General features: G+C 63.1%; 14 protein-coding genes. 11 read left to right on the forward strand and 3 right to left on the reverse strand.

Annotation, left to right across the window (positions count from 1 at the left end):
• The 8 genes from L2Y94_RS00160 (at position 1) to L2Y94_RS00195 (ending at position 9,673) form a co-directional block, all read left to right on the forward strand.
• The gene (locus L2Y94_RS00160; RefSeq protein ID WP_247372094.1) at positions 1–807 is read left to right on the forward strand and encodes an SDR family NAD(P)-dependent oxidoreductase; all 807 of its coding nucleotides are present in this window, start codon (positions 1–3) and stop codon (positions 805–807) included.
• Complete coding sequence (plsB, locus tag L2Y94_RS00165) at positions 804–3,269, forward strand: glycerol-3-phosphate 1-O-acyltransferase PlsB (RefSeq protein ID WP_247372096.1); 2,466 nt, start codon at positions 804–806, stop codon at positions 3,267–3,269. The genes L2Y94_RS00160 and plsB overlap by 4 nt, the downstream gene beginning before the upstream one ends.
• A gap of 75 nt (positions 3,270–3,344) precedes the next feature.
• Positions 3,345–4,229: a hypothetical protein gene (locus L2Y94_RS00170; protein WP_247372097.1), complete on the forward strand. Its 885-nt coding sequence runs from the start codon at positions 3,345–3,347 to the stop codon at positions 4,227–4,229.
• Between the two features lie 29 nt (positions 4,230–4,258).
• Entirely contained in the window at positions 4,259–5,338 is a 1,080-nt protein-coding gene (locus L2Y94_RS00175; protein ID WP_247372099.1) for a fatty acid desaturase family protein, read from the forward strand.
• Positions 5,339–5,367: 29 nt separating this feature from the next.
• Positions 5,368–6,072: a phosphatase PAP2 family protein gene (locus L2Y94_RS00180; RefSeq protein WP_247372100.1), complete on the forward strand. Its 705-nt coding sequence runs from the start codon at positions 5,368–5,370 to the stop codon at positions 6,070–6,072.
• Positions 6,069–7,130 (forward strand): lysylphosphatidylglycerol synthase transmembrane domain-containing protein, encoded by a 1,062-nt coding sequence (locus L2Y94_RS00185; protein ID WP_247372102.1) that lies wholly within the window; start codon positions 6,069–6,071, stop codon positions 7,128–7,130. The genes L2Y94_RS00180 and L2Y94_RS00185 overlap by 4 nt, the downstream gene beginning before the upstream one ends.
• Positions 7,131–7,150: 20 nt before the next feature.
• Positions 7,151–8,542, forward strand: coding sequence for an amidohydrolase family protein (locus L2Y94_RS00190; protein WP_247372104.1), 1,392 nt, complete (start codon positions 7,151–7,153; stop codon positions 8,540–8,542).
• A gap of 135 nt (positions 8,543–8,677) precedes the next feature.
• A complete protein-coding gene (locus L2Y94_RS00195) occupies positions 8,678–9,673 on the forward strand; it encodes a hypothetical protein (RefSeq protein WP_247372105.1) in 996 nt (331 codons plus the stop codon).
• A gap of 127 nt (positions 9,674–9,800) precedes the next feature.
• Here L2Y94_RS00195 and L2Y94_RS00200 read toward each other — a convergent pair whose 3' ends face one another.
• A complete protein-coding gene (locus tag L2Y94_RS00200) occupies positions 9,801–10,172 on the reverse strand; it encodes a DUF1330 domain-containing protein (RefSeq protein WP_247372107.1) in 372 nt (123 codons plus the stop codon).
• Positions 10,173–10,430: 258 nt separating this feature from the next.
• Between L2Y94_RS00200 and L2Y94_RS00205 the strand changes: the two genes are divergently transcribed.
• The gene (locus tag L2Y94_RS00205; RefSeq protein WP_247372109.1) at positions 10,431–11,921 is read left to right on the forward strand and encodes a GGDEF domain-containing protein; all 1,491 of its coding nucleotides are present in this window, start codon (positions 10,431–10,433) and stop codon (positions 11,919–11,921) included.
• 102 nt (positions 11,922–12,023) lie between these two features.
• Positions 12,024–12,734 (forward strand): SDR family NAD(P)-dependent oxidoreductase, encoded by a 711-nt coding sequence (locus tag L2Y94_RS00210; RefSeq protein ID WP_247372111.1) that lies wholly within the window; start codon positions 12,024–12,026, stop codon positions 12,732–12,734.
• 69 nt (positions 12,735–12,803) lie between these two features.
• On the opposite strand, the gene L2Y94_RS00215 is transcribed toward L2Y94_RS00210, so the two are convergent.
• Positions 12,804–13,304, reverse strand: a complete 501-nt coding sequence (locus L2Y94_RS00215) for an OsmC family protein (RefSeq protein WP_247372113.1) — start codon at positions 13,302–13,304, stop codon at positions 12,804–12,806.
• Positions 13,305–13,315: 11 nt separating this feature from the next.
• Positions 13,316–13,693 (reverse strand): VOC family protein, encoded by a 378-nt coding sequence (locus tag L2Y94_RS00220; protein ID WP_247372115.1) that lies wholly within the window; start codon positions 13,691–13,693, stop codon positions 13,316–13,318.
• Between the two features lie 509 nt (positions 13,694–14,202).
• Between L2Y94_RS00220 and L2Y94_RS00225 the strand changes: the two genes are divergently transcribed.
• Complete coding sequence (locus L2Y94_RS00225; protein WP_247372116.1) at positions 14,203–17,085, forward strand: TonB-dependent receptor; 2,883 nt, start codon at positions 14,203–14,205, stop codon at positions 17,083–17,085.
• Positions 17,086–17,096: the final 11 nt, after the last annotated feature.

Consider the following 17,096-nt stretch of genomic DNA (forward strand, 5'->3'; position numbering starts at 1 on the left):
ATGAGTTCGAATCGACGCCGCGTGGCCCTCGTGACCGGTGCCACCAGTGGCATCGGCAAAGCCATTGCCGAATCCCTCGCCGCGGAAGGCATCCACCTGATCGTCACCGGGCGGCAAGCGCTCCCGCTCAGGGCACTTGCACAGGGCCTGAGGGACTTTGACGTGGACGTTTACCCCATCGCCATTGACCTCGCCGACCCATCCGGAGCTCAGGAGCTCTTTGTACAAACGGTTGCAAGGGGGCTCGAGATCGATTTTCTCGTGAACAACGCGGGCGTGGGTGTTTTCGGCACGTTCGAAGAGACGGGCCTGGCCGACGAACTCGCCATGCTCTCGTTGAATACCCGTGCGCCGACCGTGCTCTGCAAGCTCTTCTTGCCGCAGTTGGCGCGTCGCAAGGGTCGAATCCTGAACATTGCTTCGGTGGCGGCTTTCCAGCCTGGTCCTTACATGGCGGTGTATTACGCCACGAAGGCGTACCTGCTTTCCTTCAGCGAGGCTCTTGCGGCGGAGTGGGAAGGTAGCGGGGTGTCCGTCACCACTTTCTGTCCAGGGCCGACGTGCTCAGGCTTCCAGGCGAGAGCGGCAATGGAGCATTCCCGGCTCGTCCAGGGAAAGAGGCTCGCCGATGCGGATGAGGTCGGGCGGGCCGCCGTTCATGCGATGATGGTTGGTGGTCGCGTCGTAGTCCATGGCACGGGAAACCGTTTCAATGCAGTCGCGGCCAAATGGCTTCCGCGGCGTTGGATAACGCGCGCCGTCCTCAAGATGTCGGCGCCCGTCGCCAAGTTCGGAGCGTCGGCGTGACGGAGCACCGCGCGACCGCCGGCGAGCATACGACCATGGACGGATGGCTGGCGCGCCGTTTGGACACGATTGCCCGGCTGGGGAAGGTGTTTCTTGCCCCCTTGGTCAGCGTCCACCTGCATCGTTCCGTTGAGCCTCCGGCGCCTCACACGAAGCGACTCCATGTGTTCGAGCGGGGCGGCCGGTCGGATCGCTGGATAGCCGATCAGGCTATGATCGGTGATTCGCACCGAGCCTATGGGGCGCCCATGGTCATGAGGGGAGGCGGTAGCCTTGCGGCACGCCGCAGCGCCGAGCGCACCTTCATGATCCGGCTGGAAGAGCTCGTCAAGGCGCATCACGCTGATCCGGCACTCGATGTCGAGCTCGTGCCCGTCTCCGTTTTCGTCGGCCGTGCACCCAGCCGAACGCGCGGTTGGTTTGCCGTCCTGTTCTCCGAAAGCTGGGCGATGGCTGGCCCGGTTCGGCGATTGATGGCCGTACTGCTGAACGGTCGTGACACCCACGTCCACGTTACGACGGGCATATCGGTACGTCGCTTGTGCGACGACGCTGGCTCCCAGGCGAAGGCCGTTCGTAAGATCGGAAGGCTGTTGCGCGTGCGCTTCAGGAACGTGCGTACCGGCGCAATCGGCCCCGATCTGTCGACCCGAGGCATGCTGATCGACCAGGTGGTGACGTCGCCCGCGATCCGCCACGCCATCCGCGAGCAGGCACGGCGTAACGGTGGAACGCAAGAGGACGCGACGAAGCAGGCCTTTGGGTTCGCCCGGGAAATCGCCGCGGATTATTCCCACTCCGTGGTCCGCTCGCTGAGCTTCCTGCTGGCTCCGGTGTGGAACCGCGTATATCGCGGCGTCACCGTGAACAACCTGGATCGGTTCCGCGAGGCGGCGCGAGGTCATGAGGTGATCTACGTGCCCTGCCATCGCAGCCACATGGACTACCTGCTTCTGTCGTATCTGTTGTATCAACATGCCATCGTTCCACCGCATATCGCGGCGGGCGTGAACCTGAACCTACCCGTTGTCGGATCCATCCTGCGACGCTGCGGGGCGTTTTACCTGCGCCGGAACGTGAAAGGCAGCCCCCTGTACTCGGCTGTGTTTGCTGAGTACATGGGTCAGCTCATCGCCCGCGGCCACTCCATCGAGTACTTCATCGAAGGCGGCCGGTCCCGCACCGGGCGGCTCCAGCCACCTAAGGGCGGCACCCTGTCGATGACCGTTCGCGCCTTCCTGCGCCAACGGGCGAAGCCGGTGCTGTTCCAGCCTGTCTACATCGGCTATGAGCGCATCATCGAGGGTGCCAGTTACACCGCTGAACTATCGGGCAAGCCTAAGCAGGGCGAAACGATCTGGCAGTTGTTGTCGAGCATCCCTCGATTGTTCCGGACGAATTTCGGCCATGTGACCGTCAACTTCGGTGAACCGATCCATCTTGGAGCATTGTTGGATGGGATAGCGCCGGGGTGGGAGACGGACCCCCAGCGCGACGAGCGGCCCACCTGGTTGACGCCGGCCGTTGACGAACTAGCCCGCCGGATCAACGTGAACGTGAATGGCGCCGCCGATGCGAACGCTGTCAACCTGATGGCGACGGCGCTGCTGTCGGCCCCGGCACATGCGATCGGGGAGCGGGATCTGCTGACCCAGCTCAGTGTGCTGACGCGTGTCCTGAAGGAAGCTCCCTACGGCGAGGGCGTCACCCTCACGTCACTCACTCCCGCCCATCTCATCGCGCGGTGCGAGGTCCTCGGCATGATCAAGCGCACACCGCATCCTTTCGGTGATGTGATCGGTGCGTCGGCCGATCAGGCGGTCCTGCTTTCCTACTACCGCAACAACATGCTTCACCTGTTCGTCCCGGCCGCCCTAGTGGCCGCCCACCTGATGGCCCAGCCAACGACATCGGTGGTAGCACTTCAGCGACTGGGGAGGGATATCTACCCATTCATCAGGGACGAGTTGTTCCTCTCGTGGGAAGAACCAGCTTTTGACGAGCAGCTTACAAAAGCCGTCGACGTACTTTCTGCCTGCGACCTGATCACCAGGGATGGCGACCGACTCGCTATCAGCGGTGATTCCGACGAGGTCATGTTCGTATTGCGCGGCCTTGGCCATGCCATGCACCAGACCTTCGAGCGGTATTACATCGCCGCCTCGATCCTGACCAGGCACGGAAGCGGCGTACTATCGAGCGCCCGCCTTGAGTCGTTGTGCCACCTCGCCGCCCAAAGGCTGGTGCTGTTGCACGGGATGGCGGCACCCGAGTTCTTCGATAAGGCGCTTTTCCGAGGGTTCGTGCAAGGCCTGCGCAGCCGAGGTCTCACGTCGGTCGATGAATCGGGAAATCTTGCATTCGGCGATGGCCTGGTCGCCTGGGCGCGCCACGCATCGCGGATGCTCAGTAGCGACCTTCGCCACGCGATCGATCGTATCAGTCCTGGAGCCATGACCTAGGCCTGATCTCCGATCCAACTTATCAGCCACCACCACGCAAACCTCCGTGTTTTCGGCGCGGGGTAGGGGAGCCTCATGTCCAACGATGGAAAAGTAGCGTCGCTTTACGACATTTTCATGCGCGCGGGCGGTCGTCTCAAGCGGCGGGGCCGGTACACGCTAATCCGCCTCAGCCGACCACAGCATCGGCTCTCCGCGGCCGACCAGATCGAGGTGCTACGAGGCTTCGCGCGCGAGACCGATGCCCTTTACCAGGCGGATACGTCGTTCCACTGGCTGAGTCGCGCCGATTACTTTGCCGGGATGAACGACCTCTGGTCGGTCTTCCTGGATCGCGAGCTCGTCGGTTTCATGGCTGTCCGCGTGTTTCGCGATGTCGGCGAGCGGATCGTCTACATCGACAACATGAACATCCGGTCGATCCCGCTCCTGGCCGTCGGGCCGCACACCATTGGCTCGATGCTGGTCCATGAAATGCTGTGCGCGCACTATCCGTTCCTTCGCCAGCCGATGTCGGTAGTCTTTCGTACGCAGAATCCGAGCGTCTACCGGTTGGCATACTCGATCCTGCCTTTGAGCGTCTACCCACGCATCAATGGCCGGAAGCCCCGGGACGAAGCACGTAGCGTGCGTGTGGCGCGCTGCATGGCAGCGCGGCTTTCGCCAGGCAAAGCGTACGAAGACGTCATCTCCGTGATCCGCGGCGCGTACCACGGCCACATCTATGGTCGCCCGCTGTCGCTGGGTCAGGGGATCAAGCCGGCCCTGTCCCGTTTCTGGACCGAAAACGTTCGCGTCGATGCGGGCGACGCCGTGCTTATCGCGGGGTGCCTCAAGCACGAAGAGGTCCGCGGATCGGTATTCGGCTATCTGAAGGCGCTCTGGCGACAGCGGCTTTCGAGTCGTCGCGAGGCCCGCATTGCGACCGATGCGACCGTTGAGATACCGCATCACCACTAACCGACGAGCCCAACACAGGAAGTTTTGCCGTGAGCGAACATAGCTACAAATTGCTTCCGCGCGCTTACTCGCTGCGCGATAGCCAGGGCAACCGGCGGCCGGTCGGCTTGGCCGACGCCTTGAGGCAGTACGGCCGGTCATTGAATTTCGTGGCCGACAAACGACGGACCCTGCATGCCCTTTTCGAGTTCACGCATTTCCTGATGGTGATTCCCACGATCATGTTCTTCGCGCGATTCGCCAGCCTCTATACGATGGCGGCCTATTTCGCATTCTTCTTCTTCCTGGCCAACGTATCGAACACCATCTGGTACCACCGGTACGTCAGCCACAGGGCGTTCCAGTTCGCCCATCCGGTCATCCCTCGCATCATCCTTTGGTTGAATCCGCTGGGTTACCGTGAGGAAGTGTATGCACTGGTGCATCACATCCACCATACCAAGGCCGATTCGGACGAGGATCCGAATGGGCCGCAATTAGGTTGGCTCGGCAATTACGCCGCCTCCTACTTCGAGATCGATACCGACATGACCCGCGAGCAATACGAGCGGCTGAAGGCAAGGCTCCTACACGTCGGCATGCCCTTTTCCAGCTACGAGAGCTTCCAGCGTTGGGCCTGCGTGGAGTCGATCGGACACTACCTCGCCCGCTGGGCTTTCGCCACGACCCTGTGGCTGGGCGTCTTCTACGCGATAGGCGGCCTCCCGCTCGTGATGTCCTGGCTCGCCGTACAGTTTTGCTGGCACGCAATCGTGCGCGATTTCAACTTCCGCGGCCATGCCAAGCACGATAAACCGTCGCAGGTCGACGGCTGGGATTTCGATCGCCGGTCGCTTGCGCTCAACCATCGCTTCTACGGCTACCTGGCCGGCGAATGGCACAACAACCATCACGCATTCCGTGCATCCGCGAACACCGCATTCCGACCGGGGCAGGTGGATATTCCCTTCCAGATGATCCGCCTGCTCGCCAAGGTCGGCATCGTGTCCAGCTATCTGGACCATCGTTGCCAGTTCAACGAACGCTTTGCGTCGGATATCGCCCGCACGGCGCGGGGTGCCACGAAACGGTCGCCCCCCGTGGACGTCGACACCGCCGCATCCGAATGACGCCCGTCCATCACCGAGATCCATCCGCCATGTCTACTGCTTCCCCCTTTTCTTCCTGGGCCATGATTAACCGCCTTCTTTTTATCGGCGGCGCGGTGACGCTCGTGCTCACGCTCGTTTCCATCCGCTGGATCGACTTGCCGCTGGCCTCGTGGATCCACGCCCACGGGCTCGATTCTCGACTCTGGATGCGATGGTTCCTCGATACACCGATCGTGGCGACACCCGTAGCGATGATCTACATGCTTATCTACATAGTGCGCCGGAAGCGATCCGCCGCAACGCGTGGCGAGGATGATTGGTTCCTAGTGAGTGCGGCGCTACTCGTATCGCTTGAGGTCAAGTATGTCCTGAAACTGGCATTCGGTCGGACCTGGCCTCGGGAGGTCATGAACGTGGGTGCGCCAAAATCCGCGAGTTTCGATTGCGTCGCGAGCCATGGCTACCTCAACGACGGCATTCATCTCTTCAACTTCTTCCAGGGCGCGGATAAGCAGTACAGCGCCTTTCCGTCGGGATCGACCGTCTCGCTGATCGCGATGGTGGTACCGATCATGGCGCTCTATCCCCGGTTCCGTTGGCCGTTGGTGGCGTTTTCGGCGGTGTCGCTGCTGTTCTTCGTCCTGACCAATACGCATTACCTGGGCGACGTTGTCGCGGGCCTGTATGTTGGCCTCCTGTGTGGTCTCGTACCGCTGGCCATGCGGGCGGATCGCCTGGCAGGCCGGGTATGAACGGTCGTGGCGAAGAGTGTCCGCCGTCCGCCGTCGCCCCGGCGCGTTCGTCTTCGACCTTCTGGCGGTCGATCGCGAAATCGCGATCGGTGCGGCTGGCCATTGGCGTGGGCATGCTCGTCTGGTTGGCCACGAAGACGCATGCCTTGAGCCGTCTCAACGAAGGGTATGTGGACCTGAAGTTGCCCTACGCCGTTGCAGGTGTCTGCTTCGGGGTCCTCACGATGGCGGTGCGGGCTTGGCGATGGAACCTCATCCTGGCGGATGTTGGCGATGCGCTCCCAGTCCATCGGCTGCTGCGCATCTATGCAGCTGCATTCTTCCTGGGCCTGGTAAGCCCCGGCAGGCTTGGCGAATTGGTACGCATCTGGATGGCGCGCGATCATGCGCGGGGCTTGTCGTCAGCCGCTTCCACCGTCGTCTTTGACCGGGTGTTCGACGTGGTGCCGACATTGGTGATTTCCGCCGCCTTCGGTGCTGCCATGGGAGCGGGGCAGGCATCGCACCTTGTCGCAGGTATCCGCATCGCCCTCGGCTTGCTGATCGCGGGGGCAGTGTACCTTCTCATCTTCCCGCAGTGGTTGCAGTCGCGCGTCGAGGCCGTCACCGCGGCGACCATGCGCCGGTTCCATATTTCCGACGATGGCGAGGCGACGCAGAAAGTCTTCAGTCGCCGGGTGCTCTTGCGGGCGTTTGCGGTGTCCGTCTTCTCCCAGGGAATGGTGCTCTTCCAGACGTGGTTGTTCTGCAAAGCCGTGGGTGCGCAGATCAACCCGTTAGTGACCTTTGCCATCGTGACGATGGCCACGGTCATCGCTTCGCTGCCGCTCTCCGTCGGCGGCATCGGGACACGCGAGGTCGCCGTGGCTGGCGCACTTTCGGCGCTGGGTGTGAGCCAGGCGCAGGCGATGGGGTTTTCGTTGCTGACGCTGGTGAACTTTCTGGTCGTCGCGGCCGTGACGATGTGTGCGTTCGTCGGGCGTCCTGCGGACATCGCGGCAATCGAAACCGGCTCGCGACGAAGCGAAGCTGCGCCGGTTCCTGCTACCCATACCTAACAGAATTCAGGAAGGACCCGATGAAAAACATACGTTCAGTAAGCATTCTTGCGTTCGCATTCCTTATTAATTCCATGGCGGCGCGGGGCATGGAGAGTGTCCAGTGCGTGCCCGATTACGCGAAACCCATGGGACAATGCATCGCTACCGGCCAACCGGGGAGCGGTACCTGGACCCTTCGTGCCAATGTCGTTGTTGACCGCCACATCCTCGTGGGCGGGGCGGTAGAGATCAAGGCGGATGGGACGATCGGGAAGGTCGCTTGTGACGGCGAGCTGCCGTCAGGCCCTATGCTCGACTGCCCGGGCACCGTCGTGACGGCGGGGCTCATCAACCTTCACGAGCACCTCAATTACAGCACAGGGCGACCGTTACCACCGCCCTTGCACGCGATGCAGTCGCACCACGATTGGCAGCGGGACCCATCCATCTGGGGTGGGCAAGAAGTCATTCGCACCGGTAGACGCGAGCCGATCGGTTTGGTCGAGCTGCGCTACTTGCTTGGAGGAACCACCACCATCGCCGGCCGGGGCCAAGCCAAGGGACTTACAAGAAACCCGGATGCGGGATGGTTCCCCGCGGTAACTAACGTCACCTTTCCCTTCGGGCGTTCTACCGCGCAGACGCCAGCAGGCTGTGACTCACGCCGTATCCTGAAGGGTGACCGGCCGACACTGGTTCATGCGGGTGAGGGTACGGACGACGATGCCGCGGCCGAGATGGATTGCCTCCTGGCAAGCCGCGAGGCTTATCTCCAGACCGAGCCATTGGTTTTTGTGCATGCGATGAACGTGGATGCGGCCCGCGCCGAGCATATGGCGCGCGCGCACGTCTCGGTCCTGTGGTCGCCACGCAGCAATATGGTGTTGTATGGCACGTCTGCACCCATCGCCCTGTTGAGGCGTCACGGTGTGCCGGTCAGCCTCGGTACCGACTGGCTGCCCAGTGGTTCGCCGACACTGCTCGACGAGGCTCGCTTCGCGCGTGCGTTGGTGTCGGGCAGCGACGCGATCGACGAAATTGATCTGCTCGACATGATGACGACGTCGCCCGCGGCGGCCATTGGCATGCAGGCGCATATCGGGCGAATCACGCAAGGCGCATATGCCGATCTAGCCGGATTTCGCCTTCGTGGTGATGCAAGCGATGCGGTTCACAGCGTCATCGAAGCCCGGCCTGCGGATACCGCGTTCGTGATGGTTGGCGGCGCCCTGCGCGTGGTCGGTGCCGATGCGCGCCACGCCTTGAGGGAGGCTATCGAAGCCGATCACTGCGTCGAGTTGCCAAAAGGCCAGTGTTTACCCGACGCATACGCATGTGGCCCCGGCTATTTGCGTAGCGCCCTGGTTCGCACCGACGCACTCGGGATGCTGTGCCCGGCACTGGACGCCAATGCGGCCGTCCTGCAGTAGGCGAGGAGTGCACGATGCAATCCCTCTGGCGCAACGCATGGACCTGGCTCCTGCGGCACGGTCTGGCGGTAACTGGCGTATGTCTCAGCCGTGACATGCAGGACCAACTCGATGATTTCTTCAGGGAGCACGATCATGATCAGTAAATCTTCCCGCGTGCACGCGGTGCTGGCTGTTGCGGTGGCGCTTGGGCCGGCAGGATGTGCATCTTCGTCGCGAGCGGTCAGGCCCGCCGATGCCGTGTCGGTGCCGGCCGCGCGGCTTCTGACCGACAGCATGAGCCACGCAGATACCGAACGCCGCGTACCGGTGACGGTCGTTCGCGACAAGGGTTCGGTGGGCGCCTTTGTCCACACGGTACTCCTGATTGACCGCGTGCCCGTCGTGGCCCTTGATCGGCGGGAAAAGGTCGACCTGTATCTCTCGCCGGGACGACATATCTTCACCGTCAGCTACATGAAGCACCTGCACGGACGTCCCCTGGGCGAGTATGCCTATGAGGTTGAAGAGGGCGGCAACAACGAGTTCCGCCTGCGGCTGGTGCTGAAGGATGCCCCGCGTATTGAACGGTATGGGGCGCCGGAGATCACGACCCCTTCCGGTAAGCCGGCATGGCACGACAGGGAAAACCTGGAGGAATACGCCGAACCGAGCCAGATCGCTACGATCGTCGACGATGCGATCGCGAATGCCAGCACCGCCGACTGGTGGAAGACGCTCTCGGGGCGAGGCATGAACGAAAAGACCCGGTATGTGTACACGGCGAAGGGCGGCTGGGTTGATCTGAAGCATGTGATTTCGACCGCGAGCAATCCCGGCTGTTATATTCCGGGCGCTTCCGTCTTCGGCGCCTGGTCGATGGAAGTCATGCAGGTGTTCTACGCCCCGTTCTCCGCATTCGAACCCGAGGATTTCCTATCGAACCGAATCGGCGGCCACGCTGCCGTTCGTTTTGCGGCAACCCTCGGTCGTGCGGGAACGCGCGGACAAATCGTGCAGCGCGCCATCGAGCGCCTAGAGCCTCTTACCCAGGCCGAAGCCGCGAGGCATTTCCGGGTCTCCATGCCGCTCAACGTATGGCCGTTCGATCCCGATGAGGTGGCGCCGATAGCCAGCGAAGGCGTTCTTTAGGCGCCTGTCGATGACGGTTTCGTAGATGGCCGGGCGCATCTTTTGAGGAACGCATAGGCGGAGCGGGGCTCCGCCCGAGCTTCCGGGGGCCATCAGGCAACCGCGGCGGGTCGCCATGCCATACGCGTCAGACGATGCCGTCAATCGACTTCAACGGCTGCAGCACGATATCGGCGATCGCGGACACGCCCACCTTGAAAGCCACCTGGTATTCCGGATCGGCGACCATCTCCTTGAAGGCCGTCCGGCGCGGATACCGGACCAGCACCACGGCATCCCAGCCCTGCGTCTGCCCTTCGGTAAGCACCGACAGCCCGTCACCACCGAACACGATGCCCGCGCCGAACCGGGCCAGGATGGGTTTGGCCATGCCGAGGTATTCCAGGTATCGCTCCCGTCCTCCGTCCGCCTTGAATCGGATGAGATTCAGCATGACGACGGGAGCGTCGTCCTCTTCGGACAGGAACGCCTCGATGGCGGTTTGTGACAGTGAGACCATGGGATTGTCCTCCGGCATGTATGTGATGGCTGAAATCCATGGATAACACCCCGGCGTGCCAGGAACTGTCAGTAGTGTTGGCCCGTCGAAACCCCTGTGAGGGTGCACTCCAGATGGGGCGGCAAGATGGTGCACATGCGGCGCGCGAACTGATTCCGCACGCGAAGGCTCGTCCGCACGGGGGCCGTCGCGGTCGGGCCACGTCGGTCCATCTCCGGTGATAGAGTGGCCAAGAGCCAAGAGCCGCCGTGAGACCCGATGCGTATCCAGCGCTGGACCCCCGCCCTCTACGTTGGCTTGATCGCCGCGCAGACCGCCGTGGCCCTGTCGCCGTCGTTGCGGCGGTTGTCGTGGAGTTACGCCATCGTACTTGCGGCGATCGCCCTGACGGTACTGCTCTGCGCCCGGCGCATCCGCCTTGCGGTCCCCCATAACAAGCCGCTGTGGTCGCTCCTGCTCTTCAGCTTGCTCGCAAGGGGCTCGGCGATGGCCCTTTTGCTGTTCGATAGCCTGGAGAACGCCGAAGGGACGCTGATCATGGCGGATCCTACCCTTTGGTTCTGCATCTCCAGCCTGGGCCTGATTGCCGCGGCAGCCTACGATCCCGCCACGCCGCTTTTGCGGTGGACGACGGCGATCGACTGGCTGATTGGAGGCCTGGCGGCGGCCTTGTTCTATGGGGTAACCCGGCAGCCCGAACTGGCCCGGGAACCGGCAACACTCATCATCCTGTTCGATATCCTCGACGGATTCGTCGCCTGCTTCGCGGGCATACGCCTGCTTGGGACGCGCCGCGTCGATGAACGCCGGTTCTATGCGGTTCTCTTCGTCATCACACTGACTGACGCGGTCGCGGCGGCAGCGCATAACCGCCTGCTGTTCGTGACCGAGTCTTACCTGCCCGAGCTGCTCCTGCTGTTGCCCTTGGCCTGCCTGGGCGTCCTGCTCGCGCGACGAAGACCGCAATGGCTTCGGAACATTCGTCCCACGACGACCCTTCGGCGGCTCTCCGTGAGTGCAAGACCGATGGCGCTGTGCCTGATGACTTGCGCGGCCGCCGTCATGCTGGCCAGGTTCAAACCGGTCCTGGGACTGTGGTCGATCGTCATCACCCTGGTGTTGTTCGTAGGACGGGCCACGATCGTCGCCTGGTATCAACTCTCCGTGGAAGACCAGCTTCGCCGGCTTCGCCGCAGCTTGCAGCACGCCGCCACCCATGACCCACTGACCCGGATTCGCAACCGGCGTGGCATCTTCCAGTGGATGGAGCGGGAGTACCGGATGACCCGCCACGACGACGGTCTCTGTGTCGCCATGATCGATGTGGATTTCTTCAAGCTCTACAACGATCGATTCGGCCACCAGGCGGGAGACGAATGCCTGATTCGCGTCGGTCGTGCGTTGGCGGATGCGTCCGCGACACTGGGGCGCGGTGCGGTCGGGCGTATCGGTGGGGAGGAGTTCCTTGTCGCCATCGGTGGCATCGACAGGGTGTCGGCCATTCATTTCCTGAATGGTATCCGTGCAGCATTCGCCGATGGGCAGGCGGACCAAGACCATGCGGCCATCACGCTGAGCATGGGCGTGGCGTTTGCCGATGGACACACCTGGCCGTCGCTGGACGTCCTGCTGCGACGCGCGGATGAGGCCCTCTACGCGGCGAAGTCGCGCGGGCGAAATCGGGTGGTGGTCCATGGCTTCATGGAAGATGGCGAACCATTTTCGGTGAGTCGTAGCGATACACCGTAGGCCGGGACAGCAGCAGTCGACAGGAATATATACTGTGCTGTCGAAACGCACGGCGAGCCTGAGGAAATTACCTTGTCCACTGAAGTGAAACCCGAGGACACCATGGTCCCATTCGGACGTGAAAAGCCTTCCATCCTCATCGTCGGCGCATCGCGAGGATTAGGCTGTGCGCTCGCGGAAGCGTTCCTGGCGAAAGGGTGGAACGTGACGGGTACGGTCCGCGGAGGCGGCCACACGCCGTTGCATGATCTGGTCGACACGAACGACGGGCGACTGGTGATCGAGCGAATGGACATGACGGTGGCCGAAGACGTCGACGCGCTACGCAATCGCCGGGCGAACGAGCGCTTCGACATCCTTTTCGTCAATGCCGGCACCACGAACGAACATCCCGGCGATACCATCGCCGAGATTACGACCGACGAGTTCATCCACGTCATGGTCACCAATGCGTTGAGTCCGATGCGCGTCATCGAACGCCTTGAAACACTGGTGGCCGACGACGGCCTCATCGGTGTCATGTCGTCGGGGCAGGGAAGCATCGCCAACAACGAGCGAGGGGGGCGCGAGCTCTATCGCGGATCGAAGGCCGCGCTGAACCAGTTCATGCGTAGCTATGCCGCTCGCCACGCCGGTTCGCGACGGGCGCTACTCCTGCTTGCGCCCGGATGGATCCGCACCGACCTCGGCGGCGACGACGCACCCTATACCGTCGAAGAGAGCATTCCGCTCATCCTCGACGTGATACTGAAAAAGCGCAGCCGGCCTGGCCTCGAGTATCTCGATAGGGACGGTATGACGGTTCCGTGGTGAGCGGGCTCGACAACGACCGGAACAGCCGCGCCGCCCACCGGGGCAGGGCCCCTGTGACGCCCGGCGCAATCAGCCCGTCAGATCGAATCGATCGCAAGCGGCGGCCATGGCCAACGCATGCGACGAGTCGCGTGGAAGAACGTTCCCTTCGTGGGAAGGGCCATCCACCTGCCTCGACGTGATGTCCGCACCGGCGGACATCGTCTTGTGCACGGGACATCGATCCGCGATTTCCATCAGGCGCGCTGTCTGCGCCTCATCCAGCGCACCCTCGATGTAGATGGATCGATCGAAGCGATCGCGGCCGGTCCGCGCGTCGCGGCTGTGCGATACGGCAACCTGCACCCTGTCCAGCGGCAGGCCTTTCCGGCGCGCATACATCTGCATCGTCATCGCGGTGCACGCGCCGAGCGCGGCGCCGAGAAGTTCGTAAGGCGTGGGTCCGGAGGCAAGGCCGCCCAACTCGACCGGCTCATCGACATAGAACGTGGGACCCTGCGCCGCCACCGATACCTGGTGGGTGCCGGTGCCGGTGGTTTCGACCACGATGGGTTTGGAAGGGGTACTCATGGCGCAGGTTCTTACGCGCCCAGGTACAGGGCCTCGATGTTGAATCCATCCGGATCCAGCACGAAGGCGGCGTAGTAGTTGTCCTGGTAGTGCGAGCGGATGCCCGGTGGGCCGTTGTCGCGGGCGCCCGCCTCGAGTGCCGCCTGGTAGAACCGGTTCACCGCATCGCGGCTGTCCGCGGAAAACGCCACGTGCCCATCTCCGGGCTTGCCGTTGTCGTGGATCCACAGGCTCGGATAGCCGTCGCGCCCGAAGCCGTGGCGAGTGCGACCGTTGTTCTCGCGGGTGATGATCAACGTCACGCCCAACGGGGCGAGGGCCTGCTCATAGAAGCGGCGTGATGCTTCGGCATCCGTCACGGCGAACTCGATGTGATCGATCAACGACATAGTCATTCCTGGCGTGGTGGCGCGCTCGGCCACGTCATCGGCCACCGGAATGTCGCACGAAATGCCCTGTGGATGCAGCCATGCGGCCCGCGGGAATCCGCCCACGTCGGCGCGCAGGCGGCGTGGGAATCGACGGCGAAGGCGGTTCCCCGAACCGCTCGAAGGCGCCTTTCCGTCGAGGCGGCTGATTGCAGCGCAGCATGACGGCCTACATATGACCCCGCCGCCCCGCCGCCGCCTCGTGGCGAACCCCGCTTTTTCGGCACGTAGAGCCGGCAAGTGCCTGTAAGGAAGGGCTCGCCACGTTCTTGCTGCGCCGCGGCTTGCAGGTCCGCGTTTGCGTATTAATCTTAAAATACTACAAATGGAACGCTGGCCCGGTCGCCTTGGGGAAGGGTAGGGCCGATGGCCGTAAGCCGCGGTGAGGCCGTCACGAGGGATGACCGCGCCGATGGACACGACGCTTTGCACGTCCGAAAAAGCTATTTCACATAGAGGGGAGGAAAGTCATGCAGCTCACGAAGATGGCGTTCGCGGTTCGCGCGGCGCTGGTTGCGACGGGTGTCGTCGGGATGGCCGGCTACGCCGTGCAGGCACACGCACAGGCGGCCCCCGCCGCAAGTTCCACGAGCGCCGCACCCGCCACGCCGGCTCCGCAGGACGATGCGACCAAGAAAACCGAGGACAAGAAGGTCACCGACCTCGGCGCCATGACCGTGACCGGTCAGTTGGCGGCGTTGCAGCGCGCGCAGGAAATCAAGCGCGACGCGGTCAACGTGGTCGACTCGATCTCGGCCGAGGAAACGGGCAAGTTCCCCGACCCCAACGTCGCCGACGCCCTGCAGCGCGTTCCGGGCGTATCGGTGAACCGTAGCGGCGGCGAGTCGAGCCAGATCGCCGTGCGCGGCTTCGGTCCGGAATTCGTCGCCGTCACGGTCAACAACCGGCAGATGGCCACGGCCTCCGGCTCGCGTGCGTTCAACTTCGACGTGCTGCCCTCCGAAATCATCAGCGTGGCGCAGGTCAACAAGACGTCGTCGGCCGACATTCCCGAAGTGGACATCGGCGGCGTGGTCAACATCCAGACGGCGCGCCCGCTCGACTTCACCGGCATCCATGGCGCCTGGAGCGCTGCCGGCGTCAACAGCAACATCGACGGCGACTGGAAGGGCAAGACCACGCCCAAGGCCTCGGGCGTGTTCGGTTGGACCAACAACGACCACACGTTCGGCTACATGGTTTCGGCTACGTACTACAAGCGCAAGGACACGCAGATCAACACCCAGGCGAACTCCTGGTACGCCGATCAGAACATCTCGCAGTCCGCCGGCCTGGCCGATCCCAGCTACCAGCACGTCGCGGTTCCCGAGACGCTGCAGAGCAACTTCATCGACGAGACGCGTACCCGCAAGGGCGTGAGCGGCGCGATCGACTGGAAGCCGATCGACCGCCTGACCGTGCAGCTCGATACGCTCTACTCGAGCTACAAGGTCGACAACCTCCAGCGCGCGTTCGGCGAATACGGCAACACCAACGACATCCAGTCGCTCACCACCGACGAGAACAACACGGTCACCAGCTTCACCCGCAAGGCCCAGAGCAACTCGACGATGGCGAACGACTACATCCTGTCGTCGAGCCCGAGTTACGAGAAGAGCTACCAGAACGGCCTGAACCTGGGCTTCGACGTCGACCCCAACACCAAGCTGAGCCTGGACGTCTCCAGCTCCAAGGCGTGGAACAAGGTCAGCCCCGACGGCTACTTCCTCGTGATGGGCGCGAAGAACTTCGGCGTCAACCCGACCTGGACCAACGGCGGCGACAACCGCCCGCCGGCCTACTCCAACATCCTGTCCACGACCGACCTGACCAACCTGGACGCGCATTGCTGCAACGCGGGTTCGGGCAACAACGTCACCAACAAGGTCGACCAGTACCAGATCAAGCTGGACAGGAGCTTCACCGACGGCATGCTGTCGCGGTTGGTCTTCGGTGGCGAGTACACCCGTCAGTCGGTGACGTCGGTGAGCTACGGCACGCCGAACGGCATCCTGTGCAACGCGTACTGCGGCTACAATGTTCCCGTGGATCCGAACGCGGTGGGTGCGTACCTCTACACGCCGCCGGATCGCGTCAAGGGCGTCACCTCGGCGGGCCTGCCGGACCAGTGGGTCGCCTACGACCCGCGTGCCTACCTGGCGTGGCTGGCCTCGCCGGCGGCCTACAACCAGCTGCCGGCCGACAAGCGCGAAGCCCTGCTCGCCGGCCTCGCGGCCAACGGCGGCACGCTCGACGCGGCCATCAACCCGGGTAGCTACAACAAGGTGGCCGAGAAGCAGAAGTCCTTCTTCGCCAAGGCCGAACTCGAAGGCACGCTGTGGAACATCCCCTGGGGCCTGGACCTGGGCATGCGCTACGTGAACGTGACCTCCACCTCCACGGCCATCAACCAGCCGCCGATCAGTTATCGCATCGACCCGAACGACACCAGCAACGGCCAGGTCGCCTACGGCGGGCTGCAGCCGCAGTCGGCCGACGGCGGTTACCACAAGTGGTTGCCGTCGCTGAACTTCAAGTGGAACCTGCTCGACAACCTGATCTACCGCTTCGCGTACTCCAAGACGCTGACGCCGCCGCAGCTGAGCAACCTGTACTACAACACCAGCTTCGGCACGCGCCCGAACTCGCTGACGATCTCGCGCGGCAACCCGGCGCTGCAGCCCTACACGTCGACCAACTTCGACATGGGCCTGGAGTGGTACATCAACGATGCGAGCTACCTCGCGGTCGAAGGCTTCCACAAGAAGGTCGGCAACTTCACCACGCTGGTTAGCACGCCCACCACGTTCCTGAACGACTCGGCCAGCGGCAACCCGCTGACCTGGACGCTCACCCAGCCGGTCAACCTCAACTCGTCGAAGATCTACGGCGAGGAAGTGACCTTCAACTACCAGTTCAAGAACGTGCTGCCCGATCCGTTCGACGGCCTGGGCATGGCCTTCAACTACACGCACGTGTCGAGCAGCACCTCGCTCAGCCCGGGCCTGATCTCCACCCAGGGCGCGTTCGCGGTACCCGGTATCGGTAATTCGGGCAACCTCAGCGCGTACTACGAGAAGGGCCCCGTGCAGGTGCGCCTGGCCTACAACTGGCGCGGTTCGTACCTGGAGAGCATCTCGTACGGCGCCGGCGCGCAGCCTGCCACGCGCACGTCCTACGGCCAGCTCGACCTCAGCGCGAGCTACGCGATCAACAAGAACCTGTCGGTGTTCGTCTCCGGCACCAACCTCACCCACGAGCATCTGTACGACTACTCGGTGTACCGCAACCGCTTCCTCTATGCCGAAGCGGACGGCACGCAGTACACCATCGGCGTGCGCGGCACCTTCTGATCCACGGAGTA

The organism is Luteibacter aegosomatis, assembly GCF_023078455.1.
Lineage (GTDB): Bacteria > Pseudomonadota > Gammaproteobacteria > Xanthomonadales > Rhodanobacteraceae > Luteibacter > Luteibacter aegosomatis.